This is a genomic window from Streptomyces fuscigenes (genome assembly GCF_021556455.1).
Lineage (GTDB): Bacteria > Actinomycetota > Actinomycetes > Streptomycetales > Streptomycetaceae > Streptomyces > Streptomyces fuscigenes.
In genome coordinates, this window is sequence record NZ_JAKGCV010000109.1 from 1 (window position 1) to 14,279 (window position 14,279).

General features: G+C 72.4%; 12 protein-coding genes, 3 tRNA genes and 2 pseudogenes. 3 read left to right on the top strand and 14 right to left on the bottom strand.

Annotated elements, in window-relative coordinates; translation table 11 throughout:
- Positions 1-103: 103 nt before the first annotated feature.
- The 6 genes from L1885_RS11985 to L1885_RS12010 form a co-directional block, all read right to left on the bottom strand.
- Positions 104-1,039 (bottom strand): SCO4651 family lipoprotein, encoded by a 936-nt coding sequence (locus L1885_RS11985; RefSeq protein WP_235797055.1) that lies wholly within the window; start codon positions 1,037-1,039, stop codon positions 104-106.
- A 293-nt stretch (positions 1,040-1,332) separates the two neighbouring features.
- On the bottom strand, positions 1,333-2,052 hold the full coding sequence (rplA, locus tag L1885_RS11990; protein ID WP_235797056.1) for a 50S ribosomal protein L1: 720 nt from the start codon (positions 2,050-2,052) through the stop codon (positions 1,333-1,335).
- Positions 2,053-2,158: 106 nt separating this feature from the next.
- Positions 2,159-2,593, bottom strand: coding sequence for a 50S ribosomal protein L11 (gene rplK, locus L1885_RS11995; RefSeq protein ID WP_235797057.1), 435 nt, complete (start codon positions 2,591-2,593; stop codon positions 2,159-2,161).
- A 230-nt stretch (positions 2,594-2,823) separates the two neighbouring features.
- Entirely contained in the window at positions 2,824-3,753 is a 930-nt protein-coding gene (gene nusG, locus L1885_RS12000; RefSeq protein WP_235797058.1) for a transcription termination/antitermination protein NusG, read from the bottom strand.
- A 72-nt stretch (positions 3,754-3,825) separates the two neighbouring features.
- The gene (gene secE, locus L1885_RS12005) at positions 3,826-4,113 is read right to left on the bottom strand and encodes a preprotein translocase subunit SecE (RefSeq protein ID WP_235797059.1); all 288 of its coding nucleotides are present in this window, start codon (positions 4,111-4,113) and stop codon (positions 3,826-3,828) included.
- A gap of 105 nt (positions 4,114-4,218) precedes the next feature.
- Positions 4,219-4,291: transfer RNA gene (locus L1885_RS12010), tRNA-Trp, on the bottom strand.
- A gap of 365 nt (positions 4,292-4,656) precedes the next feature.
- Here L1885_RS12010 and L1885_RS12015 point away from each other — a divergent pair.
- The gene (locus tag L1885_RS12015; RefSeq protein ID WP_235797060.1) at positions 4,657-5,883 is read left to right on the top strand and encodes a pyridoxal phosphate-dependent aminotransferase; all 1,227 of its coding nucleotides are present in this window, start codon (positions 4,657-4,659) and stop codon (positions 5,881-5,883) included.
- A 284-nt stretch (positions 5,884-6,167) separates the two neighbouring features.
- On the top strand, positions 6,168-7,220 hold the full coding sequence (locus tag L1885_RS12020; RefSeq protein ID WP_235797061.1) for an adenosine deaminase: 1,053 nt from the start codon (positions 6,168-6,170) through the stop codon (positions 7,218-7,220).
- A gap of 157 nt (positions 7,221-7,377) precedes the next feature.
- Here L1885_RS12020 and L1885_RS12025 read toward each other — a convergent pair whose 3' ends face one another.
- The 8 genes and pseudogenes from L1885_RS12025 to L1885_RS12060 form a co-directional block, all read right to left on the bottom strand.
- Positions 7,378-8,442 (bottom strand): UDP-N-acetylmuramate dehydrogenase, encoded by a 1,065-nt coding sequence (locus tag L1885_RS12025; protein ID WP_235797062.1) that lies wholly within the window; start codon positions 8,440-8,442, stop codon positions 7,378-7,380.
- A gap of 189 nt (positions 8,443-8,631) precedes the next feature.
- Positions 8,632-10,062, bottom strand: coding sequence for an MFS transporter (locus L1885_RS12030; RefSeq protein ID WP_372481926.1), 1,431 nt, complete (start codon positions 10,060-10,062; stop codon positions 8,632-8,634).
- An 869-nt stretch (positions 10,063-10,931) separates the two neighbouring features.
- A pseudogene (locus tag L1885_RS12035) lies at positions 10,932-11,483 on the bottom strand (TetR/AcrR family transcriptional regulator); the annotation flags it as partial.
- 240 nt (positions 11,484-11,723) lie between these two features.
- Complete coding sequence (locus L1885_RS12040; protein ID WP_235797063.1) at positions 11,724-12,152, bottom strand: MaoC family dehydratase; 429 nt, start codon at positions 12,150-12,152, stop codon at positions 11,724-11,726.
- Positions 12,153-12,156: 4 nt separating this feature from the next.
- Positions 12,157-12,618 (bottom strand): MaoC family dehydratase N-terminal domain-containing protein, encoded by a 462-nt coding sequence (locus L1885_RS12045; RefSeq protein WP_235797064.1) that lies wholly within the window; start codon positions 12,616-12,618, stop codon positions 12,157-12,159.
- 266 nt (positions 12,619-12,884) lie between these two features.
- Complete coding sequence (gene rpmG, locus L1885_RS12050; RefSeq protein ID WP_018385553.1) at positions 12,885-13,049, bottom strand: 50S ribosomal protein L33; 165 nt, start codon at positions 13,047-13,049, stop codon at positions 12,885-12,887.
- A 93-nt stretch (positions 13,050-13,142) separates the two neighbouring features.
- Positions 13,143-13,215: transfer RNA gene (locus L1885_RS12055), tRNA-Met, on the bottom strand.
- Positions 13,216-13,262: 47 nt separating this feature from the next.
- Positions 13,263-13,335: transfer RNA gene (locus tag L1885_RS12060), tRNA-Thr, on the bottom strand.
- A gap of 639 nt (positions 13,336-13,974) precedes the next feature.
- Between L1885_RS12060 and L1885_RS12065 the strand changes: the two are divergent.
- A pseudogene (locus L1885_RS12065) lies at positions 13,975-14,279 on the top strand (hydrolase); the annotation flags it as partial.

The following is a 14,279-nucleotide window of genomic DNA, read 5'->3' on the forward strand; positions in this document are numbered from 1 at the left end:
CGGGCCGGACCGCGGCCCGTCGTCATCGGTCCTGCCCGCCGGTACGCGGCCCAGCCGGGCGGTCGGCCCGGGCCTCCGCGGCCGCGGCGGCCCGGGGTGCGCGTCAGTGCGCGCCGTCCCCGATCGCCTCCAGGTCCCGCTCGGTCGCCGTCCGCGCCCTGGGCGGAACGACGTTCCGCAGCCGCGCCCTGTCGTACGACGTGTAGTGGACGCTGTCCGTGGTGACGTTGCCGCCACTGACCAGGGTCAGGTCCACGCGTACCGGACGGCCCGCCCGCGGGCCGGTCTTCGCCACCCAGACGTCGACGGTCTCGGTGTGCACGCCGGAGTCGTCCAGCTGCCCGGCCAGCGCGCTGATGCGTGCGGCCTCGGCCCCCGCCGTCCCCGCCGCCGCCTTCTTCATGTCGTCGGGGGTGACGTCGCCCTGGTAGTGCCCGGCCGCGACGCCGTCCGCCCTCTCCACCCCCAGGTCGCGCACCTGCCCGGCGGCGGCCAGCAGGTCGAGCTGCTCCCCCGGCCCCTCGCCGACGGGCCACAGCGCCTGACCGAGCAGGACCTCCAGCGGGTCGCTCCCGTCGGTGACGAAGTCCGAGGCCCGCATCACGACCCAGGGACGGCCGCCGGTGGCCGCCGCGAAGCGCGGTCCGAGGTCCAGGTACATCGAGGTGCCGGACTCCCGGACGGCGACCGTCGACGGGAAGGCCGGACCCATGGCCGCGAAATCGGACGCCCGGAAGGAGAAGTCGGCCGCTCCGGGTCCCACCGTCCCGGACAGGCGTGCCGAGTGGTCCGCGTCGTCCGTGCGCCCCGGGATGCCCGTCTCCGCAGTCGCCGTGAAGGTGACGCTCCCCGCCGCCGACACCTTGCCCCGTGCTGCCGCCACGGCCGCGCGCGGGGTCGGCACCTTCTTCGCCGCGGTCGCGCGCGGTTTCACGTCCTCGTCCGCACCGCCGGCTCCGCAGCCGGCGACTCCTACCGCGGCCGCCACGGCCGTCGCCGCCACGAGCGCCCCGCGCCCCGCGGTGAACCCGTTCCTCATGTGCTCCCCACCCCATTGCCGCCCTGTGCCAGCCGCGCTCGGACCGGTCGGGCGGGTGAACGATACCCCTGGTCAGCGGGGCCTCGTTCACCTTTTCCGCGCGGGGGAAGCACATCACGCACAAGCCGCGGAAAGCGCATCACGCGCACATGGCGCGGGCGCGGGAACAGGCGCAGAAGCGGGCGCGGGAACGGGCGCAAAAGCGCGGGGACGGGCGCAAAAAACGGGCCCCCCGCATCCGCCGGAGCGGAGGCGAGGGGCCCGTTCGACCGATGTGGCCGACGCCGTGGGCGTCAGATCACAGCCGGGGTCTCCTCGAGGAGGTTCCGGGTGCGGTTGGCGTCCAGCGGGATGCCGGGGCTCATCGTGAGGGCCAGCGTGGCCTTCTTGATGTAGCGGCCCTTGGCGGCCGACGGCTTGAGGCGGTTGATCTCCTCGAGCGCCGCGGCGTAGTTCTCCACCAGCTTCGTCTCGTCGAACGAGATCTTGCCGATGATGAAGTGCAGGTTCGCGTGCTTGTCGACACGGAACTCGATCTTGCCGCCCTTGATGTCCGTCACGGCCTTGGTGACGTCCGGGGTGACCGTTCCCGTCTTCGGGTTGGGCATCAGACCACGCGGGCCGAGGACGCGGCCGAGGCGGCCGACCTTGCCCATGAGGTCCGGGGTGGCGACGACGGCGTCGAAGTCCAGACGCCCCTTCGCGACCTCGTCGATCAGTTCGTCGGCGCCGACGATGTCGGCGCCCGCGGCACGCGCTGCCTCGGCACGGTCACCGGTCGCGAAGACCAGGACCCGGGCGGTCTTGCCGGTGCCGTGCGGAAGGTTCACGGTGCCGCGGACCATCTGGTCCGCCTTGCGCGGGTCGACGCCCAGGCGCATGGCGACCTCGACGGTGCCGTCGAACTTCGCGCTGTTGATGTCCTTGGCCAGACGTACGGCCTCCAGGGGCGCGTACTCGCGCTCCTGGTCGATCTTGGCGTCCGCCGCGCGGAGAGCCTTGGTGCGCTTCACTTCATCTCCTGATGGTTCAAGCAGGTGCGGAGGTCGTGGTCCGGGCCGCGCATGGCCCTTCCACTGGAGCCGGGGCGGTGTGCGCCCGCGGCACGGTGTCCGGGTCTCAGCCCTCGACCGTGATGCCCATGGAACGGGCGGTGCCGGCGATGATCTTCTCGGCGGCCTCGATGTCGTTCGCGTTCAGGTCGGGCATCTTGGTGTTGGCGATGTCCCGCACCTGCTCGCGCGTCAGCTTGGCGACCTTCTTGACGTGCGGCTCGCCGGAGCCCTTGTCCACACCTGCGGCCTTGAGGATCAGCTTGGCGGCCGGGGGGGTCTTGGTGATGAAGGTGAAGGAGCGGTCCTCGTAGACCGTGATCTCCACCGGCACGACCATGCCGCGCTGCGACTCGGTCGCGGCGTTGTAGGCCTTGCAGAACTCCATGATGTTGACGCCGTGCTGGCCCAGCGCGGGACCGACCGGCGGCGCCGGGTTGGCCGCACCGGCCTTGATCTGGAGCTTGATCAGCCCCGTGACCTTCTTCTTCTTGGGAGGCATGTGTTTCTCTCCGGGTCCTGATGAGAGGTGATCAGCCTCCACCCATCATCCGGATGGAGGCATACCGCACCACGATAACGGGTAACGTTGTGCGGCCAAAAACCGACAGGTCAGGGGCCCGCGAGGGGCGTCCCTGACCTGGTCGGAAGCTTCTCCGGCGGCGCCGTCACCAGCCTGCCGGACCCGTCCCGCACGGACGCGCCACCGAAGCGGCGCCCGTGCGGACGGTTTCAGTTCTTCTGGATCTGGTCGAAGCTCAGCTCGACCGGGGTCTCCCGGCCGAAGATCTCCACCAGGCCCTTGACCTTGCGCGAGTCGGCGCTGATCTCGTTGATCGTCGCCTGGAGCGTCGCGAACGGGCCGTCGGTGACGGTGACCGAGTCGCCGACCTCGAAGTCCAGCACCTGGACCTCGACCTTGCGCGCCGGCATCGGCTTGCCCTCGGCCTCGGCCGCCTCGCGGGCCGCCTTCTCCTCGGCCTCGGGCGCGAGCATCTTGACGATCTCGTCGAGCGTCAGCGGGTACGGGTCGTACGCGTTGCCGACGAAGCCCGTGACGCCGGGGGTGTTGCGGACGACGCCCCAGGACTCGTTCGTCAGATCCATGCGGACGAGCACGTAGCCGGGCAGCTTGTTCTGCCGGACGTTCTTGCGCTCGCCGTTCTTGATCTGGACGATCTCTTCCTCGGGGACCTCGGCCTGGTAGATGAACTCCTCGACGTTGAGGGAGACGGCGCGCTGCTCCAGGTTCGCCTTCACGCGCTTCTCGTAGCCCGCGTAGGTGTGGATCACGTACCACTCGCCGGGGAGGCCCCGCAGCTCGTCGCGGAGGGCGGCGACCGGGTCGACCGGAGCCTCGGCGACGGGCTCGCCCTCGGAGTCCTCGTCCGTGCCCTCGGCCGCCTCGGCGGTCTCGCCCTCGGCGCCTTCGGCCTGGTCCGCGTCCTCGGCGTCCTGCTCGCCGGACGCGTCCTCGTCGGACTCGTCGGCCGCGACGGTCTCGTCGGGCTTCTCGTCCGCGCTCGCGGCGGCGGCCCCGGTGGCCTCGTCGGCCCGGCCCGGCTCGTCTGGCTCGACAGCGTCCGCCGCCGCTGCGACGTCGGCGTCGTCCGCAGCGGACTCTGCCGATTCGCGGGCGTCGTTCAGATTCGGGTCAGACACGGTGACTGCTTCTTCCTGGCTCAAGGGGTGGAACACCCGAAAGGGGCGGCCGGTATTGGTCGCCCCTCGGGATCAGCCGAAAACGGACTTGACTGCTTCGTTGAAGCCATAGTCAATCACGGTCACGAGACCGATCATGATGACGACGAAGACAATCACCACAGTGGTGTACGTCGACAGCTGGTTGCGAGTCGGCCAGACGACCTTGCGCAGCTCGGCGACGACCTGCCGGTAGAAGAGCGCGAGACGGCCCATGGGGCCCTTCTTTCCGCGCTTGCCACCCTTGCGGGGCTTCTTCTCCTGCGACTCAGGAGCGTCGTCGGCATCAGGCTTGTCGATGGAGCCCACGGCGTCCGTCACGCTCTCTCACCTGATTCCCGGTCGTGGCCGTGCCGCGCCCGGGGGAGCCGCACGGCTGTGCAATGAATGTACGTACATGCGCACACATCCTGGCGGTGTGTGTAGCAGGGCCGGAGGGACTTGAACCCCCAACCGCTGGTTTTGGAGACCAGTGCTCTACCAATTGAGCTACGACCCTTTGTTGCCCGCCCCAACCTACCGCATCCGGGCTCACGCAGGACATGCGCGCGAACGGAAGCGGCGATGGAGGCCGACGACAGGTGAGTGTACGTGGTCGGTGGCCCTGCGTCGAACAGCTCTCAACTCCGGCCACAACCCCGGGGGTCCCGCAGAAAGCGGAGCGCTCCCGCATGATCCTCCGGTCCTCGGCCGGGGCCCGGCGGCCGCGGGCGCGGGCCCGGGGCGGCGGCGGTCGGCCGGTCCGGCCGCGGACGCACACGCTCCGGTCGTTCCCGGACACCATGCGTCGCCGCTGCGTGCCCAGTTGTTCACTCTGTGAAACCCGTGTGCCACGGGGGTTTCCGGTCTGAAACCATGGGCCCCATGAGCGCTGCAACCCCTTCCGCCGAGCGCCGGGTGTCCGCGCGCGTCGGCGCGATCTCCGAGTCCGCCACCCTCGCCGTCGACGCCAAGGCAAAGGCCCTCAAGGCCGCCGGGCGCCCGGTGATCGGGTTCGGCGCGGGCGAGCCCGACTTCCCGACGCCCGACTACATCGTCGACGCGGCCGTCGAGGCCTGCCGGAACCCCAAGTTCCACCGCTACACGCCGGCCGGCGGCCTGCCCGAGCTCAAGGCCGCCATCGCCGCGAAGACCCTGCGCGACTCCGGATACGAGGTCGACCCCGCGCAGGTCCTCGTCACCAACGGCGGCAAGCAGGCCATCTACGAGGCCTTCGCCGCGATCCTCGACCCGGGCGACGAGGTCATCGTGCCGGCGCCGTACTGGACCACCTACCCGGAGTCGATCCGCCTCGCAGGCGGCGTCCCGGTCGACGTGGTGGCCGACGAGACCACGGGCTACCGGGTCTCCGTCGAGCAGCTGGAGGCCGCGCGCACCGAGCGCACGAAGGTGCTGCTGTTCGTCTCCCCGTCCAACCCGACGGGCGCCGTGTACAGCCGCGAGGACACCGAGGCCGTCGGCCGCTGGGCCGCCGAGCACGGCCTGTGGGTGCTGACGGACGAGATCTACGAGCACCTCGTCTACGGCGACGCCGTCTTCACGTCGCTGCCGGTCGCGGTGCCCGAGCTGCGCGACCGGTGCATCGTCGTCAACGGCGTGGCGAAGACGTACGCCATGACGGGCTGGCGCGTGGGCTGGGCGATCGGCCCGAAGGACGTCATCAAGGCCGCCGCGAACCTCCAGTCGCACGCCACGTCCAACGTCGCGAACGTGTCGCAGGCCGCGGCGATCGCCGCCGTCTCCGGCGACCTGTCGGCGGTGGCCGAAATGCGCTCCGCGTTCGACCGGCGCCGTACGACCATCGTGCGGATGCTGAACGAGATCGACGGCGTGGTCTGCCCGGAGCCCGAGGGCGCGTTCTACGCGTACCCGTCGGTGAAGGCGCTGCTCGGCAAGGAGATCCGCGGTTCGCGCCCGGAGTCGTCGGTCGAGCTGGCCGCGCTGATCCTCGACGAGGTCGAGGTCGCGGTCGTTCCCGGTGAGGCCTTCGGCACGCCGGGTTACCTGCGGCTGTCGTACGCGCTCGGCGACGAGGACCTGGTGGAGGGCGTCTCCCGGATCCAGAAGCTGCTGGCGGAGGCCAGGGACTGACGGCCGCGCGGAGCGCTCCGGGGCGCCGGCCCGGCTGATCGCGCCACGGCTGCGGCAGGCCCCTTCCGGGGCAGGGCGTTTCCGGGGCGGGGCGTTTCCGGGGCGGGGCGTTTCCGGGGCAGGACGCTTCGGGGGCAGGACGCCTCCGGGGCGCCGTCCGGCGCTCCGCCCTCCGGCGGGCAGACGGGTTTCCGGCGGGAGCCGGGGGCCCGTCTTTCCGTTCGGGGAGGACGGATCGGACCATCGGGGTGTGGGGACCCGCACGAATACGGCAGGATCTTGGGATGTTGAGCACGACCGCCGCCACCCGGCACGAACCCGCCCGCCCGCGCGATCTGCGGCTGCTGCCGAAGGCCCACCTGCACCTGCACTTCACCGGGTCGATGCGGCCCACCACCCTCCTCGAGCTGGCCGAGAAGTACCGCGTCCACCTGCCGGAGGCGCTGACGAGCGGCGAACCGCCGAAGCTGAGCGCCACCGACGAGCGCGGCTGGTTCCGCTTCCAGCGGCTGTACGACATCGCCCGGTCCTGCCTGCGGGAGCCGGACGACATCCGGCGGCTCGTGCGGGAGGCCGCCGAGGAGGACGTGCGGGACGGTTCGCGCTGGCTGGAGATCCAGGTCGACCCCACCTCGTACGCGCCGCACCTCGGCGGGCTGATCCCCGCGCTGGAGGTCATCCTCGACGCGGTCGACTCCGCGTCGCGCGAGACGGGCCTCGGCATGCGGCTCCTGGTCGCGGCGAACCGGATGAAGCATCCCCTGGAGGCGCGCACGCTGGCGCGGCTCGCGGTGCGCTTCGCCGACCGCGGCATCGTCGGTTTCGGCCTGTCCAACGACGAACGGCGCGGCATGGCCCGTGACTTCGACCGCGCCTTCTCCATCGCCCGGCACGGCGGCCTGCTGGCCGCGCCGCACGGCGGCGAGCTGACCGGCCCGTCCTCGGTGCGGGACTGCCTCGACGACCTGCGCGCGGCCCGCATCGGCCACGGAGTGCGGGCCGCGGAGGACCCCCGGCTGCTGCGGCGGCTCGCCGACGCGGGTGTCACCTGCGAGGTCTGCCCGGCGTCGAACGTGGCGCTCGGCGTCTACCCGAAGCCCGCGGACGTCCCCCTGCGCACTCTGTTCGACGCGGGCGTCCCGATGGCACTGGGCGCGGACGACCCGCTGCTGTTCGGCTCCCGCCTGGCGGCGCAGTACGAGATCGCGCGCGAGCACCACGGCTTCTCGGACGAGGAGCTCGCGGAGCTGGCGCGCCAGTCGATCCGCGCGTCGGCGGCCCCGGAGGGCGTACGTGCTGAACTGCTGGCCGGAGTGGACGCCTGGCTGGCCGGCTGACCGTCCGCCGGGCCGTCCGGCGCCGCCGGCGGACCCGCCCGTCCCGCGGGAGCCGGCCTCGGGAGCCGCCCTCGGGAGCCGGGCCGTGGGGGCCGGGCCGCGGGAGCCGGGCCGTGGGGGCCGGGCCGCCCGCAGGAGCAGCCTGGGAAGCCGCCCGCTAGAGTGCGGCGCCGATCATGACCGGCTCGTTGACGAGCACGATCCCGAAGGCGTCGTACACGCCCGCGACGACCTCGCGGGCGAGGGCCAGGAGGTCCTCGGTGCTCGCGCCGCCGCGGTTGGTGAGCGCGAGCGTGTGCTTGGTGGAGATGCGGGCGGGCCCGGTGCCGTAGCCCTTCGTGAAGCCGGCCTTGTCGATCAGCCACGCGGCGGACGTCTTGATGCGCCCGGCGCCCTCCGGCCCCTCGGGGTAGGCCGGCGGCACGACGCCGTCGCCGAGGCGCTCGCGCACCCGGGCCAGGAAGTCCTCGTGCTGCGCCGCGTCGAGGAGCGGGTTCGTGAAGAACGAGCCCGCGGACCAGGTGTCGTGGTCCTCCGGGTCGAGGACCATGCCCTTGCCCGCGCGCAGGCGCAGGACCGTGTCACGGGCGTCCCCCACGGGCACCCGCCCGCCGGGCGCCACGCCGAGCGCGCGGGCCGTCTCGGCGTACCGCAGCGGCCCGGACAGGCCCCCCGCGTCCTCCAGTACGAACCTCACCCGCAGCACGACGTACCGCTCGGGGTGCAGTTTGAAGACGCTGGAACGGTACGAGAAGAGGCACGCGTCGTTCGAGAGGGTGACGACCTGGCGCTCGGCGCGGTCGTAGGCGACGACCTCCTCGATGACCGAGGAGACCTCCTGCCCGTACGCGCCGACGTTCTGGATGGGCGTGGCGCCGACCGATCCCGGGATCCCCGCCAGGCACTCGATCCCGGCGAGGCCCGCGTCGACCGTGCGGGCCACGACGTCCGACCACACCTCGCCCGCCGCGGCCTCCAGGCGCGTTCCGTCGAGCACGGCGCCCCGGGTCGCGACGCGCAGCGCCGTCCCCGCGAACCCCTTGTCGCCGACGACCAGGTTGCTGCCGCCGCCGATGACGAGCAGCGGGGTGCCTTCGTCGTCCGCGCGGCGGGTCTCCTCGACGACGAGGTCGTCGGTGTCGACGGTCACGAGCCGGCGGGCGGGCCCGCCGAGCCGGAGGGTGGTCAGGGGGGCGAGAGGCGTCTCGAAGAATTCCTGCACGCCGCAAGGCTAACGGTCGCCCGTGCGAGCGCCCCGATCCCGCCCCGGGCCGCCGCGCCCCGCGCCGTCCCGCCCCGCGCCGTCCCGCCCCCGACGGCACGGGGACCGGCGCGGGACGGCGGAGGCGGGACGTGAGGGGCCGGGGACGCGGGTCGGAAGCGCCGGCGCTCCGACCGTCCGAAGGGGTGTTCAGGCCGTCCGGGCCGGCTCGCCGTCACGGCCGGCTGCCGCTTCGAGGGGTGCGCTCGGGCCCGGGGCGTCCTGCACCTGCGGGGCGTTCGTCGCGGACGGCCGTCCCACCGGCGTGTCCGCCCGGCGGCGGCCCAGCACGGCGAACGCCACCAGCGCGCCCACCGCCACCACGGCGGCGCCGATCCACAGCGCGGGCCGCGTACCGTCCACGAAGGCCTGCGCGCTGCCGTAGCCGCCGCGCGCGGAGAAGACCGCGCCGAGCGTGGCCACCCCGAGCGCCCCGCCGACCTCGCGCAGCGCGTTGTTCGTGCCGGACGCGATGCCCTGGTCACCGGGCCGCACACCGGCCATGACGAGCGAGCCCGCCGGGGCGAAGTACAGCGCCATGCCGACGCCGCTGAGGATCAGGGCGGGCAGCTGCGTCCCGTACGAGACGCCGGGAGCGATGACGGCCGCGAACCACGCGAGTCCGGCGGCCTGCAGCGCCAGGCCCGTGGCCACGACGGGGCGCCCGCCGAACCGGTCGGACAGCAGCCCCGCGACCGGCGAGACCAGCAGCGGCATGCCGGTCCACGGGAGCATCCGCAGGCCCGCCTCGGTCGGCGAGTAGCCCAGTACGCCCTGCAGGAACTGGCTGAGCAGGAAGATCGAGCCGAACATGCCGATGAACATGAGCAGTGCCACCGCGTTGATGCCCGCGAAGGTGCGGTTGCGGAACATCCGCAGCGGGAGCATCGCGTCCGGGTGGCGGGCGGAGTGGCGCAGGAACAGCCCGACGAGCGCCGCGCCGAGGATCAGCCCGAGCAGGACGCGGGCGCTGGTCCAGCCGCTGGAGTTGGCGGTGACGAGCGCGTAGACGATGCCGAAGAGGCCGGTGCTGATCAGGGCGGTGCCGGTCACGTCGAGCCGGGGGCGCGGTCCGCGCGACTCCGCCAGACGCAGCCGGGCGAGCGGGAGGAGGACGATCCCCACGGGGACGTTCAGCCAGAAGATCCACGGCCATGACAGGTGTTCGGTGAGGCTTCCGCCCACCAGGGGGCCGGCGGCGACCGCGAGGCCGGAGAGCGCGCTGAAGATGCCGAGGTACGCGCCCCGCCGTGCGGCGGGCACCGCCGCCGTGAGGAGGGTCAGGGCCAGCGGCATCATGATCGCGGCGCCGACGCCCTGGACGGCCCGCGCGGCGATCAGCGGCGCGACGCCGCCCGCGAGGGCCGCGCCGGCCGACGCGACGGAGAACGTGGCGATGCCTACGACGAACAGCTTGCGCCGGCCGAACCTGTCGCCCAGCGCCGCTCCGAACATCAGCAGCACCGCGAACGTCAGGGTGTAGGCGTTGACCGTCCATTCCAGGTCGTCCAGCGACCCGCCGAGATCGTGTCGGATGGACGGGAGCGCCGTGGTGACGACGAGGTTGTCGAGCGCCGCCATGAAGCCCGCGACGGAGGTCAGCGCCAGTGCCCAGCCGGCACGGCGCCGGCCTGCCGTCCCCGTCTCCTCGACTCCCCCGTCGCCGATCCCACCGCCGGTCCCTCCGCCGGTTCCTCCGCCGGTCCCTCCGCCGGTTCTTTCAGCCGTGCCCGGCGCCGAACGTGCCGCGCTCGCGTCCCCGGCGCTCGGGCCCGGGCCCGTCGCACTCGGGCTCGGGCTCGGGTCCGGGCCTGTCGTGCTCGGGCTCGGGCTCGGTTGCGAACGTGCCGTGCCGCCCGGACTCGGATTGGTTTCCGCGTTCTTCTCAGCCATCTCGGTTCTCCAGGTCGACGGGTGCCTGCGAGGCGCGCTGCGAGCAGCGGAGCCCCGCGTGTCACTCGTGCGGTAGTTAGTTATTGATCAATAACTTTCACGGGCATGATTCGGGCATGGTTCGAGGCTCCGAACAGCCCGGTCGAGCAGGCGCCGGACCTCAGGCCTGCGCCGGACCTCAGGCCTGCGCCGGACCTCAGGCCCGCGCCGCGCCGGGTCCCGGCCCGGGCCTCCCGACCCGGACGCCGTCCCCCACCGCACCGCCCCGTTCAGGGCGGCACGGCTCAACCGTCCGCTTCTGTTTCCGTTTCCGTTTCCGCTGCCGCTTGCGCCGTTGCCGCCGCTTCGGCCTGCGTCTTCGCCCGCGTTTCCGCTTGCGCCTTCCCCCGTGTTTCCGCCGGGGCTTTCGCCCGGGCATTCGTCCGCGCCTGCGACTGCGATTCCGCTCGCGTTCCCGCCTGCGCGTGACCGCTCCCGGGATCCTCGTCGTCCGGGGTCTCCGGAGCGTCCTTCGCCGACGCGTCCTTCGCCGACGCGTCCTTCGCCGGCGCGCCGACCACCGGTTGCGCCGACTCGTACACGGCGCCCCACACCCGGTGGTCGGGCGGGTAGCCCAAGGAGACCATCGTGTTGATCAGCATTCCGTAGGCCATGAACTGGGCGACTTCACCCTCGTCGGAGCCGAGCGCCTCCCCCGCCGCGTCCCAGACCTGGAGCCAGCCGCGCCGCAGCCGCTCCGCGAAGTCCCGGTCGCCCGAGGCCTCCGCGGCACCGGCCGCCGCGTACATCTGCATCTGCAGGAGGAGGCGGTCCGGCTGCTCGGCGATGCCGCGCTGGTACGCCTCGGCCATGGCGTGGAGCGCCTCCTCCCCCGTGAGCCCGTCGCTCGCCTCGCGGAAGCCGTCGGCCATGTCGCCGAGGCACCGGTCGCACGCGGCGAGGAAGATCTCCTGCTTGCTCGGGAAGAGACGGAAGAGGTACGGCTGCGAGACGCCGACGCGTCGGGCGATCACTTCCGTGGAGGTGCCGTTGTAGCCACCCCGGGCGAACTCCGTGACGGCCGCCCGCACGACGCTCTCGCGCCTCTCCTCCGCGCTCATCCTGACCATGCGACTAAGTTATTGGTCACTTACTAACTTAGTCAAGCGGGTGGCGTCACGGAAAAGTGACGGGCCCCGCCGCGTGCCGGTGAGGGCAGTGCGACGGGGCCCGGCCCCGATGAGATCAACGCGCGACGTCCACGTCCGAGGGACCGCGGGTTTGCGCAGGTCCAGCCGTCTGGCCGTCTGGCCATCCGTCCGTTCGTCCGTCCACTCGTCCGTTTGCCGACGCGTGCGGCCCGGGCCGGCTCAGGCGAGCCGGACGACCGCGCGCGCCAGGCCGAGGACCTTCTGACCGTCGCTGGTCGCCGCGATGTCGACCCTGACCTGGCGGTCCTCCAGCTTCTGGGCGACCTTGGCCGAGACCTCGACGACCGCGCCCTTGTCGTCGTCGGGAACGACGACGGGCTTGGTGAAGCGGACGCTGTACTCCACGAGCGCGCCGGGGTCGCCCGTCCAGTCGGTGACCACCCGGATCGCCTCGGCCATCGTGAACATGCCGTGCGCGATCACGTCCGGCAGCCCGACCTCCTTGGCGAACCGCTCGTTCCAGTGGATGGGGTTGAAGTCGCCGGAGGCACCCGCGTACCGCACGAGGGTGTCGCGCGAGACGGGGAACCTGCCCGCGGGCAGCTCCGTGCCGACCTCGACCTCGTCGTAACCGATCTTCGCCGTCATGTCCTCACGCCCCCGCCGCGTCCTCGGCGGCCCGCGCCACCAGCTTCATCCAGGCCGTCGCGACGTGCTCGCCCTTGTCGTCGTGCACGTCGCCGCGCAGGTCGACGAAGTCGCTGCCCGCGCGCGTGGTGATGCCCTCGATCGTGGACGTGACGGACAGCCGGTCGCCCGCGCACACCGGCCTGGTGTACGCGAACTTCTGGCTGCCGTGCACCACCCTGGTGAAGTCGAGTCCCAGTTCCGGGTCCGCGATGACCTCGCCCGCGGCCCGGTAGGTGACCGTGAAGACGAACGTCGGCGGGGCGATCACGTCGGCGTAACCGAGAGCCTTCGCGGCCTCGGGGTCGGTGTGCGCGCCGGCGCTCTCACCGATCGCCTGGGCGAACTCCCGGATCTTCTCCCGGCCGACCTCGTACGGCGCGGTGGGCGGGTAGCTCCGCCCCACAAAGGACTCGTCGAGCGCCATGGATGCCGCTCCCTCCTGGTGTCTCACCCGCCGACTCGGCCGGCTGGTGTCTCGCTGCCGACTCGGCCGGCCCGGTGTGCCGGCGGCCGTTCGGGCGGGTGCCCGCGGTCCGCCGGGGCGACGTGCCCGCGGCGCGCCCCGGCCGGTGGCCTCGTGGGGCGGTGTGCGCTGGGCTGTCGATCGTGCGTCGTCCGGGGCCGCGGTGCGACCCAGACGAAACGAGGCCGCCCCCGGCATTCAGGGGCGGCCTCGCATTCGAGCCTTGATCAGCGCGTCTCGCGATGCGCCGTGTGCGCCTTGCAGCGCGGGCAGTGCTTCTTCAGCTCAAGACGATCCGGGTTGTTACGCCGGTTCTTCTTGGTGATGTAGTTCCGCTCCTTGCACTCCACGCAGGCCAGCGTGATCTTCGGGCGGACGTCTGTGGCAGCCACGTGAGTGCTCCTTGACGAACGGATGGATAATCAGGTTTTACGCAAAGAAGAGTAGCCGACTGGAGGACCGACCCCGCAATCGGCTACTGTCTGTAGCGGTGACCGGACTTGAACCGGTGACACAGCGATTATGAGCCGCTTGCTCTACCGACTGAGCTACACCGCTGCGATGCAGGATCTCCTCGCCCGAGGGCGAGGATCTCCGAACACCAGAGCCCCAATACGGAATCGAACCGTAGACCTTCTCCTTACCATGGAGACGCTCTACCGACTGAGCTATTGGGGCGAGCGATGAAGACATTACACGGTCGGTGGTGGTTCGCCCAAATCCGTTTCACCGCCGGGGTCCGGGCCCCGCACGGCCGTCACGAAGACGTCTCACCCGCGCTCGGGGCCGGGGGGTCCCAGCCGCAACGGGCGCCCCTCGAACGCCTCTGACCCCGTCCGACGCGACGGCCGCCCGCGCACGTCACGACGCCCGGGGCCGGGGCGGAAAACCGGGCAGTGCCGGGACGCGGGGGGCGTGAAGGGGACGTGGGGCGAGGGCCCCGGGCCGGCCCCGGGCCGGGCCCACGGCGGGCAGCGAGCAGCGAGCACGCATGCCGCCGGAGGCCCGCACCCGCCCGACACCGAAGAGATGCGCGGCCCCGGCCCTGCCCTGCCGTCCTCCGACGACGCTGCCGCCGACGCGAAAGCTCCCGCGAGAGCCACGAGGACCGCTGGAAGGGCCGCGAGGACTACTGAAAGGGCCGCTGCGAGGGCTCCCGCGATATGACTTTTCCGCTCCTCCGCGATGGCGTCGCCGCCCGGATCTAGGCTCACCACGCTGCGTGATCTTGCGACGTGGCCTGTCAGAGCCCCGAAAGCACCGGTGGCCGCTCGCGGGCGGCCCGGCGGGGCGCCCCGTACGAACACCGGGAGCCCGATGCCCGACCGTCAGCCGCAGCCGTCCGGCGGTTCCCCCGCCGGGACCACCGCGCTGATCCTCTCGGGCGCACGCCTGGCCGACGGCAGGACCGTCGACGTACGGCTCGGCGGCAGCCGCATCGAGGCGGTCGCCCCGGCCGGCTCGCTCGGTGGCCGCATGTCCCGCATCGACCTCGGCGGCCACCTCCTGCTGCCCGCGCCCGCGGAGCCGCACGCGCACAGCGACACCGCCCTGTCCGCCGAGGACCCGCCCGGGGGCGCCCCGGCCACGAAGCCCCCGGCGGGCCCGGGCAGCGGAGCGGG

Bases quoted from the DNA above. Each gene is read 5' to 3' on its own strand.
- L1885_RS12030 (WP_372481926.1), bottom strand. From the start codon at position 10,062: ATGGCGGCGCTCGACAACCTCGTCGTCACCACGGCGCTCCCGTCCATC.
- L1885_RS12015 (WP_235797060.1), top strand. From the start codon at position 4,657: ATGAGCGCTGCAACCCCTTCCGCCGAGCGCCGGGTGTCCGCGCGCGTC.
- rplK (WP_235797057.1), bottom strand. From the start codon at position 2,593: ATGCCTCCCAAGAAGAAGAAGGTCACGGGGCTGATCAAGCTCCAGATC.
- L1885_RS11985 (WP_235797055.1), bottom strand. From the start codon at position 1,039: ATGAGGAACGGGTTCACCGCGGGGCGCGGGGCGCTCGTGGCGGCGACG.
- L1885_RS12040 (WP_235797063.1), bottom strand. From the start codon at position 12,152: ATGACGGCGAAGATCGGTTACGACGAGGTCGAGGTCGGCACGGAGCTG.
- L1885_RS12045 (WP_235797064.1), bottom strand. From the start codon at position 12,618: ATGGCGCTCGACGAGTCCTTTGTGGGGCGGAGCTACCCGCCCACCGCG.
- L1885_RS12020 (WP_235797061.1), top strand. From the start codon at position 6,168: ATGTTGAGCACGACCGCCGCCACCCGGCACGAACCCGCCCGCCCGCGC.